Source organism: Streptococcus suis (assembly GCF_019794615.1).
Classification (GTDB): Bacteria; Bacillota; Bacilli; order Lactobacillales; family Streptococcaceae; genus Streptococcus; species Streptococcus suis_AI.
In genome coordinates this window covers 78,361-94,586 of sequence record NZ_JAIMDU010000002.1, presented here as the reverse complement: position 1 = coordinate 94,586, position 16,226 = coordinate 78,361, and the positions used below count along the sequence as shown (strand labels likewise).

General features: G+C 39.1%; 16 protein-coding genes. 14 read left to right on the top strand and 2 right to left on the bottom strand.

Going from position 1 to position 16,226, the window contains the following annotated elements; translation table 11 throughout:
* The first annotated feature begins 211 nt into the window (after nucleotides 1-211).
* The 5 genes from K6V43_RS01320 (at nucleotide 212) to glgP (ending at nucleotide 6,004) form a co-directional block, all read left to right on the top strand.
* The gene (locus tag K6V43_RS01320; RefSeq protein ID WP_222381197.1) at nucleotides 212-1,423 is read left to right on the top strand and encodes a phosphopentomutase; all 1,212 of its coding nucleotides are present in this window, start codon (nucleotides 212-214) and stop codon (nucleotides 1,421-1,423) included.
* Entirely contained in the window at nucleotides 1,423-1,827 is a 405-nt protein-coding gene (gene arsC, locus K6V43_RS01315; protein ID WP_222381195.1) for an arsenate reductase (glutaredoxin), read from the top strand. The genes K6V43_RS01320 and arsC overlap by 1 nt, the downstream gene beginning before the upstream one ends.
* A gap of 96 nt (nucleotides 1,828-1,923) precedes the next feature.
* Nucleotides 1,924-2,733 carry a purine-nucleoside phosphorylase gene (locus K6V43_RS01310; protein ID WP_222381193.1) on the top strand — a complete coding sequence of 270 codons (810 nt, stop codon included), beginning with the start codon at nucleotides 1,924-1,926 and terminating at the stop codon, nucleotides 2,731-2,733.
* A gap of 109 nt (nucleotides 2,734-2,842) precedes the next feature.
* Complete coding sequence (gene deoD, locus K6V43_RS01305) at nucleotides 2,843-3,559, top strand: purine-nucleoside phosphorylase (RefSeq protein ID WP_024392431.1); 717 nt, start codon at nucleotides 2,843-2,845, stop codon at nucleotides 3,557-3,559.
* Between the two features lie 177 nt (nucleotides 3,560-3,736).
* Entirely contained in the window at nucleotides 3,737-6,004 is a 2,268-nt protein-coding gene (gene glgP, locus K6V43_RS01300) for a glycogen/starch/alpha-glucan family phosphorylase (protein WP_222381191.1), read from the top strand.
* Nucleotides 6,005-6,136: 132 nt separating this feature from the next.
* Here the strand turns inward: glgP and K6V43_RS01295 are convergent, their stop codons facing one another.
* On the bottom strand, nucleotides 6,137-6,568 hold the full coding sequence (locus tag K6V43_RS01295; RefSeq protein ID WP_261311747.1) for a VanZ family protein: 432 nt from the start codon (nucleotides 6,566-6,568) through the stop codon (nucleotides 6,137-6,139).
* Nucleotides 6,569-6,814: 246 nt separating this feature from the next.
* On the opposite strand from K6V43_RS01295, the gene hemW reads away from it, so the two are divergent.
* From hemW to galE, 7 genes are all read left to right on the top strand, one after another.
* Complete coding sequence (gene hemW, locus K6V43_RS01290; RefSeq protein ID WP_222381187.1) at nucleotides 6,815-7,954, top strand: radical SAM family heme chaperone HemW; 1,140 nt, start codon at nucleotides 6,815-6,817, stop codon at nucleotides 7,952-7,954.
* Between the two features lie 13 nt (nucleotides 7,955-7,967).
* Nucleotides 7,968-8,708: an acyl-ACP thioesterase domain-containing protein gene (locus tag K6V43_RS01285; protein ID WP_172103624.1), complete on the top strand. Its 741-nt coding sequence runs from the start codon at nucleotides 7,968-7,970 to the stop codon at nucleotides 8,706-8,708.
* Nucleotides 8,695-9,312 (top strand): NUDIX hydrolase N-terminal domain-containing protein, encoded by a 618-nt coding sequence (locus K6V43_RS01280; protein ID WP_171988606.1) that lies wholly within the window; start codon nucleotides 8,695-8,697, stop codon nucleotides 9,310-9,312. Before K6V43_RS01285 ends, K6V43_RS01280 begins: the two co-directional genes overlap by 14 nt.
* A 9-nt stretch (nucleotides 9,313-9,321) precedes the next feature.
* A complete protein-coding gene (locus K6V43_RS01275; RefSeq protein ID WP_222381185.1) occupies nucleotides 9,322-10,095 on the top strand; it encodes a TIGR01457 family HAD-type hydrolase in 774 nt (257 codons plus the stop codon).
* Complete coding sequence (locus K6V43_RS01270; protein WP_222381210.1) at nucleotides 10,085-10,717, top strand: TIGR01906 family membrane protein; 633 nt, start codon at nucleotides 10,085-10,087, stop codon at nucleotides 10,715-10,717. The genes K6V43_RS01275 and K6V43_RS01270 overlap by 11 nt, the downstream gene beginning before the upstream one ends.
* A gap of 100 nt (nucleotides 10,718-10,817) precedes the next feature.
* Nucleotides 10,818-10,994: a 30S ribosomal protein S21 gene (rpsU, locus tag K6V43_RS01265; protein WP_000048054.1), complete on the top strand. Its 177-nt coding sequence runs from the start codon at nucleotides 10,818-10,820 to the stop codon at nucleotides 10,992-10,994.
* 114 nt (nucleotides 10,995-11,108) lie between these two features.
* Nucleotides 11,109-12,122, top strand: coding sequence for a UDP-glucose 4-epimerase GalE (gene galE / locus K6V43_RS01260; RefSeq protein WP_222381184.1), 1,014 nt, complete (start codon nucleotides 11,109-11,111; stop codon nucleotides 12,120-12,122).
* Between the two features lie 100 nt (nucleotides 12,123-12,222).
* On the opposite strand, the gene mscL is transcribed toward galE, so the two are convergent.
* Nucleotides 12,223-12,585, bottom strand: coding sequence for a large conductance mechanosensitive channel protein MscL (mscL, locus tag K6V43_RS01255; protein ID WP_222381182.1), 363 nt, complete (start codon nucleotides 12,583-12,585; stop codon nucleotides 12,223-12,225).
* A 162-nt stretch (nucleotides 12,586-12,747) separates the two neighbouring features.
* On the opposite strand from mscL, the gene dnaG reads away from it, so the two are divergent.
* On the top strand, nucleotides 12,748-14,535 hold the full coding sequence (dnaG, locus tag K6V43_RS01250; RefSeq protein ID WP_222381180.1) for a DNA primase: 1,788 nt from the start codon (nucleotides 12,748-12,750) through the stop codon (nucleotides 14,533-14,535).
* A gap of 2 nt (nucleotides 14,536-14,537) precedes the next feature.
* Nucleotides 14,538-15,656 (top strand): RNA polymerase sigma factor RpoD, encoded by a 1,119-nt coding sequence (rpoD, locus tag K6V43_RS01245; protein WP_024404349.1) that lies wholly within the window; start codon nucleotides 14,538-14,540, stop codon nucleotides 15,654-15,656.
* The last annotated feature ends 570 nt before the right edge of the window (nucleotides 15,657-16,226 follow it).

Here is a 16,226-nt window from a genome sequence, read left to right as displayed (position 1 = left end):
AGATGTCTTTTGTTATCCATTGCTTGCAAACCCTATGAATGAGTATAGATTTTCTAGAATGGGATCTATGCTCTAGGTGTTCGGGAATGAACCGAGCACGAAGAATGCAGCAGATAATGCATTTATTAAAAGATGATATTCCAGATATTTTACTGGTATTATGGTTGGAAATTGATTTTCTGTAACTCATGATTCAAAGAAGGAGACAATTATGCCTAAATTTAAACGTGTTCACTTGGTTGTTATGGATTCTGTCGGAATCGGTGCAGCGCCAGACTCAGATAAATTTTTCAATGCAGGTGTAGCAGATACAGAGTCTGATACACTCGGTCACATTTCTGAAAAAGCTGGGCTTGATGTGCCAAACATGGCAAAAATCGGTCTTGGCAATATTCATCGTGATACAGCGCTTGCGACAGTTCCTGCTGAAAGCCATCCAACTGGTTATGTAACCAAATTGGAAGAAGTATCGCTTGGTAAGGATACTATGACAGGACACTGGGAAATTATGGGTCTCAATATTACTGAGCCATTTGATACATTCTGGGATGGTTTCCCTGAAGAGATTTTGACAAAAATCGAAGAATTCTCAGGTCGTAAAATCATTCGCGAAGCAAACAAGCCGTATTCAGGTACAGCTGTCATTGATGACTTTGGCCCTCGCCAAATGGAAACAGGGGAGTTAATCGTATATACCTCCGCAGATCCTGTGCTTCAGATTGCAGCCCATGAAGACATTATTCCACTTGATGAGTTGTATCGTATCTGTGAATATGCTCGCTCGATTACCCTTGAACGCCCTGCTCTTCTTGGTCGTATTATCGCACGTCCATATGTTGGTGAGCCAGGGAATTTCTCACGGACTGCAAACCGTCATGACTATGCAGTGTCACCGTTTGAAGCAACAGTCCTCAACAAACTAGCAGATGCAGGTGTACCAACTTACTCAATTGGTAAAATCAGTGATATTTTCAATGGCTCAGGTATTACCAACGATATGGGTCATACTAAGTCCAACATGCACGGTGTCGATGTCTTGCTTGAAACTTTGCAATTACCTGAATTCGAGGAAGGATTTACTTTTACAAACCTAGTTGACTTTGATGCTGTCTATGGTCACCGTCGCAACATCGAAGGCTACCGCGATTGTTTGCAAGAGTTTGATGCACGTATTCCAGAGCTTATTGATGCGATGCGTGAAGATGACCTGCTCTTGATTACTGCAGACCACGGAAATGATCCATCTTATGCTGGAACAGACCATACACGTGAATATGTGCCACTCTTGGCTTACAGCAAGGCTTTCAAAGGAAATGGAGTCTTGCCAGTCGGTCACTTTGCGGATATTTCAGCCACAGTTGCTGAAAACTTTGGTGTGGAAACAGCTATGATAGGTGAAAGTTTCTTAGGAGCTTTAGTTTAATGGAAAAAGTTGTGATTTATCATAATCCTGCATGTGGAACATCGCGCAACGTCCTTGCTATTATCCGACATATTGGAATTGAACCTGAAATTGTTCATTATTTGGATACCCCACCGAGTGAGGAAGAATTGCATGATTTATTGTCCAAAATGGGAATAACAGCTAAAGATTTGTTACGAACCAATGTACCACCATATCATGAAATGGGGATTGATTGGGAAAGTGCATCTGAGGATACTATCATTTCGGCAATGGTTGTTGAACCAATTCTTATCAATCGACCAATTGTTGTGAGCTCAAAGGGTGTTAAATTATGTCGTCCTTCAGAGACAGTTTTGGAATTATTGCCACCAATGAAAACACCCTATGTTAAAGAAGATGGTGAAGTAGTTTTGCCTTTATAAATAGTTAGATTCTTAGGGTTTATCAAAGATTATAGAAAGGAAGTTTAATTAGCTAAGCTAATTGAATTTGGACGACAGTCCAGTATCATTGAACTTATGACATTAGTAGAAAAAATTTATGAAACAAAAGCGTTCTTGGAAGAAAAAGGTCTAGTGAAACCTGAATTCGGTTTGATCTTGGGGTCTGGCTTGGGTGAATTAGCTCAAGAAGTTGAAAATGCCATTGTTATTGATTATGCAGAAATTCCGAACTGGGGCAAATCAACGGTTGTTGGTCATGCTGGTAAGTTGGTTTACGGTGATTTGGCAGGACGTAAAGTCTTAGCTCTTCAAGGTCGTTTCCATTTTTATGAAGGAAATCCTATGGAGGTCGTGACCTTCCCTGTTCGTGTCATGAAAGCACTCGGTTGTGAAGGTGTGATTGTGACAAATGCCGCAGGTGGTATCGGCTATGGTCCAGGTACCTTGATGGTCATTACCGATCACATCAACATGACAGGTCAAAACCCATTGATTGGTGCAAACTTGGATGAATTTGGTCCACGTTTCCCCGATATGTCCAATGCCTACACTAAAGAATACCGTGAAAAAGCCCATGCCATTGCGGAAAAATTGGGTATCAAGTTGGACGATGGTGTCTATTTAGGTGTGACAGGTCCTACCTATGAAACACCTGCAGAAATCTTGGCCTTCAAGACTATGGGTGCTCATGCTGTTGGTATGTCGACAGTACCAGAAGTTATCGTGGCAGCTCACTCAGGTATGAAAGTCTTGGGAATTTCAGCTATTACAAACTTTGCGGCCGGTTTCCAATCGGAACTCAATCACGAAGAAGTTGTAGAAGTAACCGAGCAAATCAAGGACAACTTCAAGGGCTTGGTGAAATCTATCTTGGCTGAGTTGTAAATTTGTGAAAGTGAGAGTACAATGATCACTTTTCACACTCTTACTTCAGTACTTTTATCGTTTTCCAATCTAATAAGAAGAATAATTATCAAGAAAGGTAAGGATCTACATGTCTATCCATATCTCCGCAAAACCAGGTGAAATCGCTGATAAGATTTTACTGCCTGGTGATCCACTTCGTGCTAAATTTATCGCTGAAAACTTCCTTGAAGATGCTGTTTGTTTCAATGAAGTCCGCAATATGTTTGGCTATACAGGTACGTACAAAGGTCATCGTGTTTCTGTGATGGGAACAGGAATGGGTATGCCATCTATTTCCATTTATGCACATGAACTGATTAACGAATATGGCGTAAAAAAATTGATTCGTGTGGGAACAGCCGGTTCTTTAAATAAGGATGTTCATGTCCGTGAATTGGTACTTGCTCAAGGGGCAGCCACTAATTCAAAAATGATGAATATTGACTGGCCAGAATATGATTTGCCCCAAATTGCCGATTTTGAATTGTTGGATAAGGCTTATCATATTGCTAAGGAACTTAACTTGACAACCCATGTCGGCAATGTCTTGTCATCAGATAGTTTCTATTCTCCAAAACTATTCAGTCGGAACTTAGAATTAGGGAAATTGGGTGTGAAAGCTGTAGAAATGGAAGCAGCCGCACTTTACTATTTGGGTGCTAAGTTTGGCGTTCAAACCCTTGCCATTATGACAATTTCTGATAGTTTGGTGAATCCAGAAGAAGACACTACAGCTGAAGAGCGTCAAAACACATTCACTGATATGATGAAGGTTGGTTTGGAAACTCTGATTGCAGATGAATGATAAAAAAACTTGATTGCTATAAAACGCAATCGTTTGAAAGACGAACCAATTTCTATTTGTACGGAACTTGGCTTGTCTTTTTTTGTTGAATAAGGTATAATATAGAAAACGGTTACATTTTTTAACAGAAACATTCGTGAATACTTACATAAATAAGTTTCCAAAAGGAGGAAAAGAATGATCAACTTACAAAACTTTGTCCAGTCTATGTATGCCAAACGTATCGAAGATTGCACAGACCAAGAACTCTATTATGCTTTATTAGCCTTTACTAAACAACAAAGTGAAGCCAAGTATACCAACGATCAGAAGAAAAAAGTTTACTACATTTCAGCTGAATTCTTGATTGGGAAATTATTATCGAACAACCTAATCAATCTTGGACTTTATGATGAAGTGAAAAGTCAGTTGGTTGCAGCTGGCAAAGATTTGATTACCATTGAAGATATGGAATTAGAACCGTCACTTGGCAATGGTGGTTTAGGTCGTTTAGCTGCCTGTTTCTTGGACTCGATTGCAAGTCTTGGTTTAAATGGTGATGGTGTTGGCCTCAACTATCATTTTGGTCTCTTTCGTCAATTATTTGCCTACCATCAACAGACTGCCGTTCCAAATGAGTGGATAACTCCGCATTCCTGGTTAACAGAATCACCGATATCTTATCAGGTGCCATTTGCTCACTTCACACTGACTTCAAAGCTCTATGATATTGATGTACCAGGTTATAAAATGGAACGGAAAAACCGTCTGCGCTTGTTTGATCTAGGCTCGGTAGATGATAATATCATTTATGATGGTATAGAATTTGATAAAGAAGACATTTTCCGCAATTTGACTCTCTTCCTATACCCAGATGATTCGACAGATGAAGGAAAAGTCCTTCGGATTTTTCAACAATATTTCATGGTGTCCAATGCTGTGCAACTATTGATTGATGAAGCGATTGCCAAAGGCTCTAATCTGCATGATTTGCCTGATTACGCTGTCGTTCAAATCAATGATACCCATCCTTCATTGGTCATCCCTGAATTGATTCGTTTGTTAGAACTTCGTGGTATTTCATTTGATGAAGCGGTTGAGATCGTGAAAAAGATGACGGCCTATACCAACCATACCATTTTGTCAGAGGCTTTGGAAAAATGGCCACTTGATTTCTTAAACCGTGTTGTGCCACATCTGGTACCATTTATTGAAGAATTGGACCGTCGTGCGAAAGCTGTCAAGAACGATCCAACGGTGAACATTATTGATGAACAAGGCCGTGTTCATATGGCTCACATGGATATTCATTATGGCTATTCCATCAATGGAGTGGCGGCTCTTCACACAGAAATCCTGAAAACTTCAGAATTGAAGGCTTTTTACGAGCTTTATCCTGAGAAATTCAACAACAAAACAAACGGGATTACCTTCCGACGTTGGCTGATGCATGCGAATCCAAGTCTGGCAAGCTACTTTGATGGCTTAATCGGACATGGCTATCACCATGATGCGAGTGAATTGGAAAAACTTTTGGATTTCAAGGGAAACAAGGAACTTAAAGACTGGTTAGAAGAAACCAAACAACATAATAAGCGTAAATTGCAACGTCATATTGCGAAAACTCAAGGAGTACAGGTTAACCCTGAATCCATTTTTGATGTGCAAATCAAGCGCATGCATGAGTACAAGCGGCAACAAATGAACGTATTATATGTCATTTACAAATATCTGGATATCAAAGCTGGGAATATCCCAACCCGGCCATTAACCGTATTCTTCGGTGGAAAAGCGGCACCAGCCTATACAACTGCCCAAGATATTATTCACTTAATCTTAGTATTGTCACAAGTTATTCAAAATGACCCTGATGTTGCCCCACATTTGCAAGTGGTGATGATTGAAAACTACAATGTAACCGAGGCGAGTTATATTATCCCAGCAGCAGATATTTCCGAACAGATTTCTCTTGCATCTAAGGAAGCATCTGGTACTGGCAATATGAAATTCATGTTGAATGGTGCGTTGACAATTGGTACGGATGATGGTGCCAATGTAGAAATCCATGAATTGGTTGGTGATGAAAACATCTACATTTTTGGTCAAGATAGTCAAACTGTTATTGATCATTATGCAAATGGAACCTACCACCCATCCACTTACTACGAACGCGATACAATCCGTCCATTGATTGATTTTATTACTAGTGATGTCGTACGTCATGCGGGTGGTATCGATGAACGTCTATGGCGCTTACAAGATAATTTGAAACATAATGACTACTTTATGACCCTCTTAGACTTGGAAGATTACATTTTAACCAAGGAACGCATGTTGACAGATTATGAAGACCGTAATAGCTGGCTTGAAAAAGTGATTGTCAACATTGCCAAATCTGGATTCTTCTCATCAGACCGTACGATTCAACAGTACAATGATGATATCTGGCATTTGGAAGCTAAATAGCATAAGAGTGGACAGATAATCTAAAAAAATCTCACTCTGAACAACATTAGAATAAAAAAATAGCTTAGAATCAACGTTGCTGATGACGTCATTTTAAGCTATTTTTTTATTTTAAAAACTAGTTATCCAGATTTATTTTTTTTGAATTTTATTTTTGAAGAATTGACCAATTACTGATCGTCCAAGGAAATTTCCAAGAACAAAACCGATTGTATTGAGCAAGATGTCACCAAGATCAAAGAAACCTAATGAGAAAGTGTACTGGCAGACTTCAATTATCAGAATTACACCAATAAAAAGAGTTAATTTTTTCCAAGAAAAGGGAACGAGCAATCCTAGGGGTAAAAATAATAAGAGGTTAAAGACTAAGACAGCTGGGTTGAGAAAGAGGTCTTGTGTGAAGGTGGAAAAGAGATTCCAGTTGAAACCCTTAACGCCAATACTTTTGAAAAATAGGAGATACATGAGGAGAAGTATATAGCTACAATAGAAAAAGTAGAGAGTTGGTCTAGAAATTTTTGGTCTATAAATTAATCGAAATATGTTAAAGCAAAATGCAGTCATTAACAGGATTGCCGCAAGTGTCGGAATGACATCATAGGTCATAAATATAGTCGAAAACTGGAAAAAAAGAAAAGTCATAAAAATCCAGCGGCAGACTAAAAATGACAGGATGAGATTGATGCTATCGTATATTCTTTCTTTGTTCATTAAAAGTCTCCTTTCATCTTTATTATACGAATATTTTAGAGTGAAGTAAAGTGTGGCTCCAAAAAAAGTTTTCATTGACAATGTGCTATAATAGATTTTATGAATAAACGACCGACATCAGCCTACATTCACATTCCATTTTGCACTCAAATTTGTTACTATTGTGACTTTTCCAAGGTATTTATCAAAAACCAACCTGTCGATGAGTATTTGTACGCTCTCATGGAAGAGGTCAAGTTTTACGACCTCCCAGCCCTTCGGACCCTATATATTGGTGGCGGAACACCATCGGCTTTATCAGCAGATCAATTAGACTATCTCTTGACCAATCTTGAGAATTTGTTGGATTTATCTCAACTGGAGGAATTTACTATTGAGGCTAACCCTGGTGACCTGACAGCAGACAAAATTGAAGTTCTAAAAAAATCTAAATGTAACCGCGTATCATTGGGGGTTCAAACCTTTGATGACCGTATGTTAAAAAAAATTGGTCGTAGTCATAACCAAGCCCAAATTTATGAAACCATTGCTTCACTAAAAGCAGCTGGTTTTCATAATATTTCCATAGATCTTATCTATGCGTTACCTGGTCAGACAATGGAGCAAGTCAAAGACAATGTTGCAAAGGCCTTAGAATTGGATATTCCCCATATGAGTCTCTATAGCTTGATTTTGGAAAATCATACGGTCTTTATGAATCGCCAACGCCGTGGAAATCTTCATCTGCCCAATGAGGACGTAGAATCTGATATGTTTGATTACATCCTTCAGGAGTTAGAAAAAAATGGTTTTGAGCACTATGAGATTTCTAATTTTACCAAACCAGGATTTGAAAGTCGTCATAATCTCATGTACTGGGATAATGCGGAGTATTATGGATTAGGGGCAGGGGCTTCAGGCTATTTGGATGGCATGCGTTATCGTAACCGAGGCCCGATTCAACACTATCTCAAATCAATTCGTGAGAAAGGCCATTCACGTTTACATGAGGAATTTCTCAGTAAAACGGAGCAGATGGAAGAAGAGATGTTTTTAGGCTTGAGAAAGAAAACGGGTGTCTCGATTGAACGATTTGAAGAAAAATTTGGTATCTCATTTGAAGAACGATATGGTCAGGTTGTTAGAGACTTAATCAATGAAGGTCTCTTACAGGAGGAGAACCATTGGCTTAGAATGACGAAAAAAGGATTATTTCTTGGCGATACAGTAGCTGAACGGTTTATTATTGAAGAGTTGTAGAGGGGTGAGCTAAATGGGATTAAAATATCAAGAAAATCTAACTATTCCATTTGATATGAGTGATGTGCAACATGAAATTAAATTACCAGCTTGTATTTCATATTGTCTGGGAGTGTCAGGACGCCAATCAGAGTCAGTTGGACGAAGTGATGTATTCATTTTTGAAGAATTTGGATTAATCTGGGTAGTGACTGATTATGAGCTGAACATTCATCGCTTACCAACTTATAATGAAACCATCACCATTGTGACAGAAGCGATTGCCTATAATAAATTTTTCTGCCATCGGATGTTCTATATTTATGATGAAAACGGCAATCTTTTACTCGATATTCTCTGCTATTTTGTGTTGATTGATTTTGAAACTCGAAAGGTAGCTCCAGTTCCAGAAGTATTGATTGAGCCATTTCAATCTGAACAGGTTAAAAAATTACCACGGGCACCCAAATACCATGAGCTGGACGCACCAATTGTTCAGGAGTTTTCGGTTCGCTATTTTGATTTGGATATGAATGGTCATGTCAACAATAGTAAGTACTTAGAATGGATGTGTGAATCGCTAGGATACGATTTTCTGCTCTGCCATGTTCCTAAAAAAATTCAATTAAAATACATCAAGGAAGTAGCTCCTACAAGTCAAGTGAGTTCTCGATTGGTTACAACAGCATTACATAGCCAACATGAAATCGTTGTAGAGGGGCATATTCATGCACAAGCTACAATTGAATGGAGGAAAAGAGATGACGCAAGATAAGTGGTTGGACTGGGCTGTGCGTCTACAAGCCATCGCTCAAACAGGTTTAGCCTATGGGAAAGATGTTTATGATATTGAACGTTTTGAAGAAGTGCGGCAAATTGCGGCAGAAATGTTAGTGGAGCCTTCAGGGCAACCTTTGGAAGTAGTGAAAGAGCTATTTTGTAATGAATCTGGCTATCAGACACCGAAACTTGATACTCGCGCAGCCATTTTTCAGGATAACAAAATCTTGTTGGTTCAGGAAAATGATGGACTTTGGTCTTTGCCTGGCGGTTGGTGTGACGTAGATCAATCGGTTAAGGATAATGTGATTAAAGAAGTAAAAGAAGAAGCGGGACTCGAGGTTGAAGCAGAACGGGTTGTGGCGATTTTGGACAAACATAAGAATAATCCAGCCAAGTCTGCACACCGTGTAACAAAGGTATTTATTCTTTGCAAGGTTATTGGTGGGGAATTTCAACCAAATTTGGAAACAATCGGCTCAGCTTATTTTGAACTTAACGACTTGCCACAGCTATCTTTAGGGAAAAATACACCAGAACAAATAGCCCTTTGTTTTGAAGCTTGTCATGCCAAACATTGGGAAACACGATTTGATTAAGGAGGAAAAATGACGTACCAAGGATACTTGATTGATTTAGATGGGACAATTTATGAAGGGAAAAAGCGCATACCAGCTGGGGAACGATTTGTACATCGATTGCAGGAACGACAAATTCCTTATTTATTTGTGACCAATAATACCACCCGCAGACCTGAAACGGTGCAGGCCATGCTGACTGAGCAATTCAATATTGTGACGCCACTCGAAACCATCTACACTGCAAGTCTTGCTACCATCGACTATATGAATGATTTGGGTAAAGACAAGACCGTTTATGTAATCGGTGAAGATGGGCTAAAATCAGCTATTTATGAAGCCGGCTACGTTGAGGATACAAATAATCCTGCCTATGTCGTTGTTGGGCTAGACACTGATTTGACTTATGAAAAACTCACGATTGCTACATTAGCGATCCAAAAAGGAGCAACCTTTATCGGCACCAATCCAGATTTGAATATTCCAACTGAGCGTGGTCACTTACCAGGAGCAGGTTCATTATTGGCGCTATTAGAAGCTGCAACTCGGGTTAAACCAGCCATCATTGGAAAACCAAAATCCATTATTATGGATAAGGCCTTGGAGATACTGGGAACTGAAAAGAGTCAGACAATCATGGTTGGTGATAATTACTTGACAGATATTCGGGCAGGTATTGATAATGGTTTTTCAACTCTTTTGGTACTTACTGGTTTTACGAAGCCAGAAGAAGTAGCTCATTTACCAATTGCGCCAACCCATGTGTTGAATAGTTTAGATGAATGGAGCTTTGATGAAAACTAAACTACAAGTATTCGGAACGGTTTTATTTGTGCTGTCGGGTGCAATCCTTGCTACCATTTATTTGGCATGGCTAGTGTTTCCTGTTGAAATTTCTTATCTAGGGCTGGAAAAAATCGTCTATATGAAATCGGCAGACATCTCATATAATTTCAATATTTTGATGAACTATTTAACCAATCCATTTCAGACAGTTTTAGACATGCCTAACTTTTCTTCCTCAGTTGATGGTCTCAAACATTTCGCTGATGTGAAAAAACTATTTCATTTAGCGCAGGGTGTGTTTGTTATAAGTTTTCCCGCTTTTTTCTTGTTCATCAAACAGATTCTTTTAAAAGGCCATGGCTGGTTGGTTCAAAAAAACTTCTTGTGGATGATGCTTGCACCGGTTGTCATCGGCTTAATGGGGCTTCTTATGGGATTTGACCAATTTTTTGTTCTGTTTCATACGGTCCTTTTTCCTGGTGATTCTACTTGGTTATTTGACCCGGCCAAGGATCCTGTCATTTATATTTTACCTGAGGAATTTTTCTTGCATTGCTTTATATTATTTTTTGTTCTTTACGAAGTGTTCTTTGGGGCCATGCTTGCGTGGTCTCGAAAAAGCAATCGATTGGCAAGTTGACCTAGGACAGATTTTTATGATTTAAAATCAAAAAAGATTGACAAACGGATGCATTCATAGTACAATGATAAAGACTTTGAAATTGAGGGGAGTGAAAAAAATGTCAAAAACAGTAGTACGCAAGAACGAATCACTTGATGATGCTCTTCGTCGTTTCAAACGTGCGGTTACTAAAGCTGGTACTCTTCAAGAAACACGTAAACGTGAATTCTACGAAAAACCATCTGTAAAACGTAAACGTAAATCAGAAGCAGCTCGCAAGCGTAAAAAATTCTAATTGAATTTAAAACAGCTTTAGGGCTGTTTTTTATTTACATTTTACCTTACCTAACTTATAATAGATATGTAGAAATGAATAATATCATTTTGTTCATATAAAAAGGAGTTTTTCATGAGTATTTTAGTAACAGGTGGGGCTGGGTATATTGGTAGCCATACAGTTGTTGAATTGTTAAAATTGGGTAAAGAAGTTGTCATTGTCGACAATCTTTCTAATTCAAGTATTTTGGTTTTGGATCGTATCGAGGAGATTACAGGAAAGAGACCGGCTTTTTATGAATTGGATGTAGCTGATAAGGAGGCTCTCCGTTCGGTTTTTGAAAAAGAATCGATTGAAGCAGCCATCCATTTTGCAGGATACAAGGCAGTTGGTGAGTCTGTAGAAAAACCAGTAATGTATTATGAAAATAATATCATGTCAACGCTTGCTCTGGTAGAAGTGATGGCTGAATTTGGAGTTAAGAAAATTGTCTTTTCTTCCAGTGCTACTGTATATGGTTTGAACAACCCATCCCCATTGGTGGAAAATATGCCAACAAGTGCGACTAACCCATATGGCTATACAAAGGTGATGTTGGAACAGATTTTGCGCGATCTTGAAGTTTCTGATAAAGAATGGAGCGTTGCTCTTCTTCGTTATTTCAACCCAATTGGTGCTCATGAATCAGGTTTGATTGGTGAAGATCCTGCTGGTATTCCAAACAACCTTATGCCATTTATTGCACAAGTAGCTGTTGGTAAACGGGCAGAGTTGAGTGTATTTGGGAATGACTATGATACTGTAGATGGTACAGGTGTTCGTGACTACATTCACGTAGTTGATTTAGCACTTGGGCACATTAAAGCACTTGAAAAGATTTCGGATACGACAGGTGTATATACTTATAATTTAGGTTCAGGACAGGGAACAAGTGTATTAGAACTCGTACAAGCTTTTGAAAAGGTAAATGGAGTTCCAGTACCTTACAAAATTGTTGATCGTCGTCCTGGGGATGTGGCAACTTGCTATGCAAATGCTGACAAGGCTCTGGCTGAACTCAATTGGAAAACCGAAAAAACGATTGAAGATATGTGTCGTGACACATGGAATTGGCAATCTAAAAATCCAAATGGTTACAAGGGTTAATGGTGATTTTAAAAATACATAAAGGTGTGGGTGTCATGCTCACATCTTCTTTTTTGGACAATAAAAAGACAGGCGATTCGCCTGTCCCATCGATCAAGAATTATTTTTTCAATAAATCACGGATTTCTGCAAGTAATTCTTCTTGAGTAGGACCCGCAGGAGCTTCCTCAGCTTTTTTAGGCATTGCTTTTTCTGCCGCTTTTACGATGAAGAAAAGAACAGTACCGATAATCAAGAAATTAATTACAGCGCTCAAGAAGTTACCATAAGTAACACCATTCCAGCTCAATTCTGAAATTTTATCTGCACCTGCAGCTTTTAAAGCTGGAGTTAACAACAATGGTGTGATTAAATCTGCAACAAATGAATCAATAATAGATTTGAAGGCTGCACCAAAAATTACTGCGACTGCAAGGTCAATAACATTGCCTTGGAACAAAAACGCTTTTAAATCTTTCAACATATCCTAAATATGTCCTTTCATAAATATTTTCCTTATCTATTATAAACGCTTTTCTTGATTTTACAAGTAGAACGACTTGAAAGTTTTACTTTTTTTAAAATTTGTTATACAATATAAAATGTTAAATTGTGCAGATTCTCTGAATTTATATGGAGGTAACCGGTGTTAGCAAAAGAAAAAATAAATGAGCTTAAGCAATCGGTTAACATTGTAGATATTATCGGTGAATCGGTTGCGCTTACCAAAGCGGGGCGTAATTATTTAGGTTTGTGTCCTTTCCATGGGGAAAAAACACCATCTTTCAACGTAGTTGAAGACAAGCAGTTTTATCATTGTTTTGGTTGTGGAAAATCTGGAGATGTTTTCAAATTTATTGAAGATTTTCGAGGCGTTTCATTTGCTGATGCCGTGGCAATTATTGCTGAGAAAGCTGGTTTTCAAACTGAATACATTCCTACTAAACTGCAATCGGAATCGAGACAACATCCCCATCAAGTTCTCTTTGACATCCATAAGGATGCGGCGAAATTTTATCATGCACTATTAATGACTACAAAAATGGGAGAAGAGGCAAGGGAGTACTTATACCAACGTGGTTTGAATGATGAAGTGATTCAAACTTTTCAGATTGGTCTCTCACCCCCTGAGCAAAATATCCTTTACCAAAAATTATCAGCAGAGTACAATGAGGAAAACTTACTAAAGTCGGGCTTATTTAACCCGAGTGAAGGCGAAATGATCTATGATGCGTTTCAAGGGCGTATAATTTTTCCTTTGAGTGATGAATATGGTAGAATTATTGCATTTTCGGGTCGAATTTGGACGAAAAAAGACCAAGAAAATAAGCAACTAGCTAAATATAAAAACTCTCGCAGCACGCCGATTTTTAATAAGAGCTATGAGCTGTATCATTTGGATCAGGCTAAGGCTACTATCAAAAAGCAACGGGAAGTGTATCTGATGGAAGGCTTCTTGGATGTCATAGCGGCGCATCGGGCTGGTATCGAAAATGCCGTTGCCTCCATGGGAACAGCATTGACACAAGAACATGTTGGTCACCTTTCTAAATTTTGTAAAAAAGTTGTTCTTACATACGATGGCGATAAAGCTGGCCAATCTGCAACTATGAAAGCACTGGATGAGTTGCAAAATTTTCAGATAGATATAGTCAAGCTTCCTGATAATATGGACCCGGATGAATTTTTACAGAAGAATTCTCCAGAGGCACTGCAACAGATATTGGAAAAATCAAGGATGAGTGATGTTGAGTTTTTAATTCAGTACCTCAAACCTGAAAATCCTGATAACTTGCAAATGCAAATTGAATTTGTTGATAAGATTGCACCAATCATTGCAAAAACTCCATCCATTACTGCTCAAAATTCTTATATATACAAAGTGGCAGATTTATTGTCTGATTTTGACTACACACAAGTTGAGTTAGCGGTCAACAATGCACGTCTGCAACAACGACAAGATCGGTCAGTGGAAAACAATAGCCAAACTGCTCGATCAAGGCTGTTGCCAGTCCAACCGCTTGTACGTGTAACGAGCTTGGTACGAGCTGAAAATCATTTGCTGTCTCGGATGGTGGAACATTCTTACATTTTAAATGAGTTTCGTTTGCGAGATGATTTTTATTTTGCGACCCCGGAACTTCAAATCTTATACGAAGTTTTAAGGGAACAGGGAGAAATCACGAGTTTTGAATTGTCTCAAATGGAAGCTTCAGTTCAGCAGGCATGGTATCGAATGTTGGAAGAGCGTTTGCCAGATGAAGTGGCCCAAGGTGAAATTGAAGAACTTGAGCATAGACGAAATAAAGAATTATTGAAAAAGGAGAATCAATTAATTTCACGAAATATTCGTGAACACTCCCATATGGGAAATAGTGACATTGCACTCGATGAGTTGCAACAATTGCTCGAAAGAAGAAAACAAATGGAGTAAATATGACAAATAAAAAAGATAAAAAAACAGAAGTAACAACCTTTGATGTTCAAGTTGCAGAATTTATTCGTAACCATAAAAAGCAAGGGTCTGCTACCGACGATGAAATCAATGACCAATTAGTCATTCCCTTTACATTGGATGCGGATGGTATTGATGATTTGCTTCAGCGTATTCAAGATGCCGGAATTTCAATTGTTGATAAAGAAGGAAATCCATCGGCACGGGCATTACAAGTTGAAGAAGAACCAGAATTATCTGACGAAGAATTGCTAGGAAGTAATTCGGCAAAAGTAAATGATCCTGTTCGGATGTATTTGAAAGAGATTGGTGTTGTTCCACTTTTGACCAACGAAGAGGAACAGGAATTAGCCTTGGCAGTAGAAGCTGGTGATCCTGAAGCAAAACAACGGCTGGCGGAAGCTAACTTACGTTTAGTTGTTTCTATTGCGAAGCGATATGTTGGTCGTGGTATGCAATTTCTTGATTTGATCCAAGAAGGAAATATGGGCTTGATGAAAGCCGTTGACAAATTTGATTACTCAAAAGGATTCAAATTTTCAACATATGCGACATGGTGGATCCGTCAGGCCATTACTCGTGCTATCGCAGATCAGGCTCGTACCATTCGTATTCCAGTACATATGGTGGAAACAATCAACAAATTGGTCCGTGAACAACGTAATCTTCTCCAAGAATTAGGTCAAGATCCGACACCGGAACAAATTGCAGAACGTATGGACATGACACCTGAAAAAGTTCGTGAAATTCTCAAGATTGCACAAGAACCAGTTTCCCTTGAAACACCTATTGGTGAAGAGGATGATAGCCATTTAGGAGATTTCATTGAAGATGAAGTGATTGAAAATCCTGTTGACTACACCACACGTGTCGTTCTTCGTGAACAGTTAGATGAGGTATTGGATACTCTTACTGATCGTGAAGAAAACGTATTGCGTCTTCGTTTTGGTTTAGATGATGGTAAAATGCGTACGCTAGAAGATGTTGGTAAGGTCTTTAACGTAACTCGTGAACGCATCCGCCAAATTGAAGCCAAAGCCCTCCGCAAACTCCGCCACCCATCCCGCAGCAAACCACTCAGAGACTTTATTGAGGATTGATTTTGTCTGGGAGACAAAATCAACCGCTCGCTGAAAATTAGAAACGAGCGAAGGTACTGCGTACCTTTCTAATGCCTGCCCAGAAATATGAAAGCAGGCTAATTTCCGGGATAGGCTTTCTCAACGTCCGCCTAGAAACACGAAAGCGGACAAGGTTCGGGGAACCTTTTTAACCGCTCCCCTTGAATTGAGAAAGGGAGCGCCACCGGGGGACGTTTTGACACAAACTTCGTTTGTTTCATCTCCAACCTTCAACAGTTCTCCGAACTGTTGAAGCCTGCTTGGGAGACAAAATCAACCGCTCGCTGAAAATTAGAAACGAGCGTAACGTCCAGTGGACTAATTTGATACAAACTTCGTTTGTTTCATCTCCAACCTTCAACAGTCTCCCAGACTGTTGAAGCCTGCCCAGAAATATGAAAGCAGGCTAACCTTTGGTGTTTTAACCCGAGCCTAGAAATAGGAAAGCGTGGAATAAGCCTACGGATAGGCTTTCTCAACGTCCGCCTAGAAACACGAAAGCGGACAAGGTTCGGGGAACCTTTTTAACCGCTCCCCTTGAAATTAGAA